General features: G+C 48.9%; 7 protein-coding genes. 2 read left to right on the top strand and 5 right to left on the bottom strand.

What is annotated here, in order from left to right; translation table 11 throughout:
- Positions 1 to 22: 22 nt before the first annotated feature.
- Positions 23 to 676: an HD domain-containing protein gene (locus PUQ60_RS11060; protein WP_273381269.1), complete on the top strand. Its 654-nt coding sequence runs from the start codon at positions 23 to 25 to the stop codon at positions 674 to 676.
- A 31-nt stretch (positions 677 to 707) separates the two neighbouring features.
- Here PUQ60_RS11060 and PUQ60_RS11055 read toward each other — a convergent pair whose 3' ends face one another.
- The 5 genes from PUQ60_RS11055 to PUQ60_RS11035 all read right to left on the bottom strand — a co-directional run bounded on the left by PUQ60_RS11055 (position 708) and on the right by PUQ60_RS11035 (position 6577).
- The gene (locus PUQ60_RS11055) at positions 708 to 2048 is read right to left on the bottom strand and encodes an amidohydrolase (RefSeq protein ID WP_273381268.1); all 1341 of its coding nucleotides are present in this window, start codon (positions 2046 to 2048) and stop codon (positions 708 to 710) included.
- A 47-nt stretch (positions 2049 to 2095) separates the two neighbouring features.
- Positions 2096 to 3001: a MetQ/NlpA family ABC transporter substrate-binding protein gene (locus PUQ60_RS11050; protein WP_118742926.1), complete on the bottom strand. Its 906-nt coding sequence runs from the start codon at positions 2999 to 3001 to the stop codon at positions 2096 to 2098.
- Positions 3002 to 3069: 68 nt separating this feature from the next.
- Entirely contained in the window at positions 3070 to 3738 is a 669-nt protein-coding gene (locus PUQ60_RS11045; protein ID WP_273381266.1) for a methionine ABC transporter permease, read from the bottom strand.
- Positions 3735 to 4760, bottom strand: coding sequence for an ATP-binding cassette domain-containing protein (locus PUQ60_RS11040; RefSeq protein ID WP_273381265.1), 1026 nt, complete (start codon positions 4758 to 4760; stop codon positions 3735 to 3737). The genes PUQ60_RS11045 and PUQ60_RS11040 overlap by 4 nt, the downstream gene beginning before the upstream one ends.
- 494 nt (positions 4761 to 5254) lie before the next feature.
- Entirely contained in the window at positions 5255 to 6577 is a 1323-nt protein-coding gene (locus tag PUQ60_RS11035) for a sodium-dependent transporter (RefSeq protein ID WP_022360004.1), read from the bottom strand.
- 314 nt (positions 6578 to 6891) lie between these two features.
- Between PUQ60_RS11035 and PUQ60_RS11030 the strand changes: the two genes are divergently transcribed.
- Positions 6892 to 7176 (top strand): helix-turn-helix transcriptional regulator, encoded by a 285-nt coding sequence (locus PUQ60_RS11030; protein ID WP_022360005.1) that lies wholly within the window; start codon positions 6892 to 6894, stop codon positions 7174 to 7176.
- Positions 7177 to 7311: the final 135 nt, after the last annotated feature.

Genomic DNA, 7311 nt, shown 5'->3' with positions numbered 1-7311 from the left:
GGTAACAAAAAATGCCGTATTTATGCGGCTTGTGGCGTTTCGCAAACGCCTAATTAATGCCTATTTAAAGAAAGGTGATGAAAATCTGGGACAGCTTGGGTATACCGATCATTCCCAGGCTCACTGCGTGCAGGTGGCGCGTCAGGCAGGAAAGATACTGGAGCGGTTCGGATATTCAGACCATGAGATAGAGCTGGTAAAGATAGCCGGATATATGCATGATATCGGCAATGCCATCAATCGCACCCATCATGCGGAGTACGGGGCCCTTCTGGCAAATTCTTTACTGAAGGAGATGGATATGCCGCTGGATGACCGGATTACGATCATGTCGGCTATCGGCAATCATGATGAATCCACCGGAGGTCCGGAGGATGTGATATCTGCGGCTTTGATTATCGCTGATAAGACGGATGTACGAAGAAGCCGTGTCCGTGAAAAAGAGAGAGCCGCTTTTGATATACACGACCGTGTGAATTATGCGGTAACAGAGTCCAAACTTAAGATTGAAAAGGATCGTTCAGTTATTGCCCTGAATCTTCAGGTAGATGAAAAGATATGTTCCATGTATGATTATTTTGAGATTTTCCTGGGAAGAATGATGCTTTGCCGGAAGTCGGCGGAGATACTGGGAACGACCTTTAAGTTGACTGTAAATGGACGGAAGGTGCTGTAAAAAGTACCTCCCGTCCTTCTTTTCTGTTATCTTACTGATACGTCTCCGTCTTAATAAAGGAATCCATATATTTGATATACTCCTCTTTGGTAAAGATGGGCTGATAATTCTCTACAATTTCTTTTGCTTTCACAGCCCCGTCCCGAAGCAGGCGGTAAGCGGAGAGGGCAAAGATTTTTGCAGTGACCACATAGGCAAGTTCCTCATCCACGATATCGAAGTCAACGGAGTGGAGGCCGCTTACTTTACCGCCGGTGTTGAAGGTAAGGACCGGCTGCAGATGCTGTACATCCCCCACATCGGTGGAACCGCCGCTGTAGGCGTGGGTATTTTCCTGGACAATCTGGTAATCTTTTTCACTGGTTTGTGCGGCAATCTCAGCGGCTGCCAGGACTGATTCATCGGCTTTTTCACTCAGAGCCGGAAGATATCCGGGCATAGTGGTGATTTCGCAGGCAGCACCGACGGCGATGGCACCGGCTTTGAAGGCACGGTCGGTTTTGGAAGCAGCATCTGCGATGGCATCCTTGTTGGCGGCACGTACCAGAGTTTCGATTACCACCTCATCCGGTACTACATTGACGAGATTTCCGCCTTTTGTGATAATGGGATGAATCCGGACATGGTCATCATCCCGGAAGGTTTCGCGCTGGTAAGCCAGGGCGGAAAGTCCGAGGGAAGCTGCATTTAATGCATTGACTCCCAGATGCGGGGCACCGGCTGCGTGGGCAGCCAGTCCTTTATAACGAATGACCTTGGAGACGAAACCGTTGTTGGAGTGAGAACCAATACTGATATCCTTGTCTCCGGTGTGGTGGACGATATCCAGGTCGATGTCATCAAAAGCACCGATGCGGATGAGTTCACATTTTCCACCGCCGTATCTGATTTTTCCCTGGGCGGTCAGAGAGTTTTTAAATTCAATCTCACCATATTCCTCTGCCGGTACGGCGAAGAATACAACCTGTCCGTCCAGCTCTTTTTTTACATCTTCATTGGTCAGAGCCAGGGCTGCACCGATGACACCGGCCAGCTGGGCATGATGTCCGCAGCAGTGAGCTCCCTGAGTCTCCGGATTGGCATATTTATGTTCCGGGATGCGGAGCGCATCCAGTTCCCCGATGAGAGCCAGACTTACATTCGTTTTCTCTTCTTCATTTAAGTAGGCTTTGACACCGGTGACAGCCAGTCCTTCCTTTGTCTCAAGACCCAGATTTTTCATGAAAGAAGCAAATTTTTCTGCAGTTCTGTATTCTTTATAACCCAGCTCTGCATGGGTGTAGATATCTTTGGCGAATGCGATGATCTCGTTGCGGTGTGCGTCGATGATATCGACAATTTTCTGTTCGGTTTTATCTAAAATGAGAGCCATGTGAAATCCTCCTGTTTCCTGCCGGTGTATTCCGATGCTGTTTCCTATTAGTTAAACAGTTCCTCCGGAACAAACCATAAACCATTGTTATTCTTGTCTAAATATTCTTTGAATTCATCGGAGTGGTAAGCAGCAACGATATCTTTTGCCCACTGAGCATCTTTATTTTCCTCTTTTACAACGACCTGCAGAATCAGATGCGGCAGAATGTCTTCCTGAAGAAGGGCAGTGGATGGATCGATTCCTGCATTGTATACAATACTTCCGGTGATAACCGCATAATCAAAGTCATCTAAAACAGCTGGAATATTAGTGGAGTTCATTTCGGTAAATTCGATGTTGTAAGGGTTTTCCGTGATATCCGCCTGGGTGACAGTGGAGAGATCCACATCCGGGTTTAAGGTGATCCATCCGGCTTTCTGTAAGAGAACATAAGCGCGGGCTGTGTTGGCGGCATCGTCCGGAACGGCTACTTTGGCACCGTCTTGAATGGCGTCCAGAGAGGTTTCGGTGGCAGAAAAGATGGCAGCCGGAACGGTAGGAATCGGGGAAATCGGGACCAGGTTACCCTTCTGGGCTTCGTTGAAATTTTCGGCATAAGCGGTATGCTGCTCTACATTGAAATCGATCTCGCCGTCATTTAAAGCAAGGTCATTCTGGAGAAGGTCAGAGAAATCAACCTCGGTGAGTGTATAGCCCTCTTTTTCCAGAATTGGTTTGATGGCATCCTCAAATAAGACAGTGTACGGACCGGCAGCTTTTCCGTATTTGAGCTCCTTCTTATTAGAATTGGAAGCATCGGCGGAAGCAGCAGATTCGGTGCCGGAAGAAGCAGCGGCAGTATCAGCAGCGGAGCTTCCAGCATCACTCTTTGAGCAGCCTCCCAGAACAGCAGCTGCGAGGATCAGACCGGCGGTCAGGGTGGTTCTTACATAAGCTTTTACATTTTTCATAATTGAGTTCTCCTTTTTTTTTAAGTGTATTTAAATTAGCAGTTTCTTCAATAGAAATAAGTTATAAGTTACTGATGGGTCCGTCGCTTCTGTGACAGACGGTTTCCCACGCTCTGGATGATCCAGACAAATGCAATCAGGATGAAAACGGTCGCAAACATCAGCGGGAAGTTAAAGGTCTGATAGCCGTAGGTCAGGGCGATGTTTCCGATGCCGCCGCCTCCGATGTAGCCGGCCATCGCAGTTGCTCCGATGAGGGCGATGGTGCCGGTTGTCAGAGCCAGGATAACCGAAGCAAATGCTTCTGGAAGCACAAAATGAACGATAATCTGGAACGTGGTCGCTCCCATCGACTGGGCTGCCTCGATGATGCCGCCGCCGACTTCCAGAAGCGATGTCTCAAGAAGTCTTGCTAAAAATGGAGCGGTATAAATAACTAATGGCACGATAGCCGCCCTGGTACCGATCCGGGTGCCGACGATGATTTTCGTAAAGGGCATTACACATACCAGAAGGATGATAAACGGTGTGCTTCGGATGATGTTGATGAAACCGTTTAAAATCGTGTAAAGCAATGGATTTTCCTTGAGCCCACCTTTGCGGGTCAGCCATAAGACAATGGCGATGAAAAATCCGACGATGGAACCGATAATCAGGGAAAAACCGACCATATACAGGGTTTCCCAACCGGCCTTGATGAGTTTGTCTGGCGAAATGCCTAAATACTGCTGAATCATGGTAATACAACCTCCTTATATTCTTCGTTTGATTCGAGAATGTAGCGCTCGGCTTTTTTGATTTCCTCGTCGCTTCCGATGAAGAGAACGAGCATGATGCCGACGACGATGCCCTGAATAACGTTGATGGTGGAGTAGAGAATGTTGGTTTCCACCTCAAACCGCCGGTTGATATCCCAGAGAAGCGGCTCGGTGCTGTCTGTATTTTCCAGCTTGATGCGGAGCAGGCGGCTGTTCCGCGTTTCCCGGCGGATGCTCTCGACGAGCGGTTCCGGAATAACGTCGTGGATGAGATTGCCGACAAACCGTTTGGCGATATCGGACTGCGGGTCTGAGAAAACCTGAATGACAGAGCCCGTTTCTACGACTTTACCGAAATCCATGACGGCAACTTTATTACAGATTTTCTGGATGACATTCATCTCATGTGTGATAATCACAATTGTAATATGAAGAGTTTCATTAATCTTCTTTAGCAAATTGAGAATGGAATCGGTCGTTTTCGGGTCGAGGGCGCTGGTCGCCTCATCGCAAAGAAGAATCGACGGATTATTTGCAAGTGCCCTTGCGATACCGACGCGCTGTTTCTGTCCGCCGGAGAGCTGTCCCGGATAGTAGGACTTCTTATCGGAAAGTTCGACGAACTCCAGCAGCTCATTCACACGCGTTTCGATGTCTTTTTTGGGGGTGCCGTTTAGTTTCAGGGCAATCGCGACGTTGTCGTAAATTGTCTTGGATTCCAGGAGGTTGAACTGCTGGAAAATCATTCCGATTCCCTTTCGGAGGCTGCGAAGCTCTTTTGCGCTCAGGCTTCCAATGTCCTTATCTTCAACGAAAATCTTTCCGGAAGTCGGTCTTTCCAGGGCGTTTACCATTCGGATCAGGGTGGATTTTCCGGCACCGCTGTAACCGATGACGCCGTAGATATCGCCCTTTTCTATTTCGAAGGACACATCCTTCAGTGCTTCAAATGCACCGTCTTTCGTCTGGAATGTTTTACTTAAATGTTCGAATCGAATCATTTCTGGTCTCCTTTAACTTTGTTTATCTGGGGAAGCACATTTTTAAGGGATAATTCCTGAAAAATGACTTCTGTATGTGTCGTGTTTTTTATACGAATGATATATCTGGATGCAATATAAATATTTAATTTTGCATACTGAAATATAAATGGGTACAAAAAAGGAGGTCTGGTTGTCCAGACCTCCTAAATTGGATCGTATCTACCACTTTCCAGTGAAAGCAAGATGAGAAAAACCTCATGAAGATATCATCCAGTTATCTGTCTGCACAACAAAAGTAAGAGTGTCACAGCAACAGCAGCACATACACTCCATACAACAACACATAGCAGACATAACTGAATAAGATGTTCTCATGATGGTTTCCTCCTTTCCTTAAAATTCATAAACGATTATAAAAATATATTTCCTACTTGTTTTGTAGGTTTTAAATGATAGTTCTTATTATAGCGCGTAAATGAGATTTGTCAATCATTTTTTTATATCATCCAATATCATCCAATACCGCCCAATGCGATGCCTAATATTAATACCAGCACACATACCGGAATATAAATATAGCGGCACACCGGTACAAACCATTTTGAAAATTTCTTTTCGCGGCCTTTGTTGACCTGCGTTTCTGCATAGTCTTTTCCGAATACCCAGAAGAACATGATTCCGGCGAGTCCGGCACCGAGGGGGCAGATGTAGATGGAGAGAACGTCCATCCAGTCGGAGACGATGCCCTGGATTAACAGGGAGACGGCAGCTCCGATGATACCGATAACCGCGCAGGCAGGGACGCGGCCAAGGTGGAGTTTTTCCTGGACGGTGGCGATCGGTGCTTCGTAGAGGTTGAGCAGGGAGGTCATCCCGGCGAAGAGAACGGCTACGAAGAAAATGATCGCGATCAACGTACCGCCCGGCATTGAGCGGATGAGGTTCGGGAGGTAGATGAAGAGAAGTCCCGGACCACCCTGATCAAGTTTTGCACCGGTGGTTGCCATTGCCGGGATGATGACGAGGGCGGCGAGAATCGCGGCGATCGTATCAAACAGGGCAACCCGCGCGGCAGATGCCGGGATGTTTTCCTCATCGGAGAGGTAGGAACCATAGATTAAGGTTCCATTTCCGGCGACGGACAGGGAGAAAAATGCCTGCCCCAGTGCGAAAATCCATGTTTTTGGGTCTGCGAGGATCTCAGGATCGATGCGGAAAATGTAGCGGTAGCCCTGCATCGCACCCGGCTGGAATGCCACGTAGATGCCTAAAAAGACAAACAGGATGAAGAATACCGGCATCATCAGCTTGTTGGCGTTCTCGATTCCGCTTCCGACGCCGAACATCAGAATCAGAATGCAGAAGAAGAGGGCGGCAAGCTGCCAGCCATTGTTTCCAAATGCGGACGCCATCGAGCCGAAAGCAGAGGCAAAACCGTCTGTGTCGGCCGGGGCAAGCGTGGCACCGGTAAAGGCTCCGATGGCATATTTTAGGATCCAGCCCATGACGACGGTATAGCCGATCGCCATCGCGAGGGAACCGGCTGCCGGGATGAAACCGAGCGCGTCACCCAGTTTGCGCCTGCCGCGTGTCTCGCAGGCAGCGCCGAACGCGTCGATTGGACCGGAGCGGGTGCCGCGTCCCAGGCACATTTCCCCGATGACACCCGTGGAGCCGATCAGGGCGACGAAGATAAAGTACGGGATCAGGAACGAGCCGCCGCCGTACAGGGAGACGCGGGTGGGAAACATCCAGAGATTTCCCATGCCGACCGCCGATCCGATACAGGCGAGGATGAAGCCCCACTTACTGTTGAAAGATTCTCTTTTTTCCATGAAATTGTAACTCCTCAAACATTATATAAGATTTGCCGCAAATATCTGGGAGTCCGCCGATTGGAAGCGGTCAGGCAGATGTTTGCATAAGTCCATCTATTATACCAGAAGAGAGGCATTGCTTTCAAGTGGCAGAGCGCGCGAATCGTATGTTTTAGGGGAAAAGGCGATCGAAAGTAACTGCCGGTGGACCGTTACAGGGAAATACCTTGATTTATAGGGTGGAAAGATGGTATTCTATAGAGGACGGCAGCGGCGGGCTTTGGGAGGGTGGCGCCGCGGCAGAGCAGATTCGAAAAGGAGAAGGTAGCACAATGAAAAACGCAAACAGGATTCCGGAAACGTTTCAGACGGATGCGGAATACAGACAGTGGATGGAGCGCTGGCAGCAGGAGGCGCGGGAGGCGACGATCGAGGGATTTAAGCAGAATCGTAAGTTAAACGGCATGACACAGACGGAGCTTGGCAGAAAGGCGGGGATTTCCCAGCCGAATATCACCCGCTTCGAGAGCGGCAGCTACAATCCGTCGCTGGATTTTATGGTAAAGATCGCAGCGGCGATGGGGAAACGGGTACAGATTACATTGGTAGATGAATAAGAGGCGTGCGCCGGGGCGCACAGGGACCATTTGGGGAATAAACAGGGGAGACAGCGGTGTGTGTGTGGCTGTCTCCCCTGTTTTTAACAACACTTTGCAAGAATTCTCCCATCCTCTCTAGGTGGTGAGATGAAT

Source organism: Clostridium sp. AF02-29 (assembly GCF_934835585.1).
In the GTDB taxonomy this organism is placed as follows: Bacteria; Bacillota; Clostridia; order Lachnospirales; family Lachnospiraceae; genus Otoolea; species Otoolea fessa.
This window is presented reverse-complemented; position numbering and strand designations above follow the sequence as displayed.

What these genes read in the sequence shown, in the direction of transcription:
- PUQ60_RS11055 (WP_273381268.1), bottom strand. Translation starts at nt 2,048, where the DNA reads ATGGCTCTCATTTTAGATAAAACCGAACAGAAAATTGTCGATATCATC.
- PUQ60_RS11040 (WP_273381265.1), bottom strand. Translation starts at nt 4,760, where the DNA reads ATGATTCGATTCGAACATTTAAGTAAAACATTCCAGACGAAAGACGGT.
- PUQ60_RS11035 (WP_022360004.1), bottom strand. Translation starts at nt 6,577, where the DNA reads ATGGAAAAAAGAGAATCTTTCAACAGTAAGTGGGGCTTCATCCTCGCC.
- PUQ60_RS11045 (WP_273381266.1), bottom strand. Translation starts at nt 3,738, where the DNA reads ATGATTCAGCAGTATTTAGGCATTTCGCCAGACAAACTCATCAAGGCC.
- PUQ60_RS11050 (WP_118742926.1), bottom strand. Translation starts at nt 3,001, where the DNA reads ATGAAAAATGTAAAAGCTTATGTAAGAACCACCCTGACCGCCGGTCTG.
- PUQ60_RS11030 (WP_022360005.1), top strand. Translation starts at nt 6,892, where the DNA reads ATGAAAAACGCAAACAGGATTCCGGAAACGTTTCAGACGGATGCGGAA.
- PUQ60_RS11060 (WP_273381269.1), top strand. Translation starts at nt 23, where the DNA reads ATGCGGCTTGTGGCGTTTCGCAAACGCCTAATTAATGCCTATTTAAAG.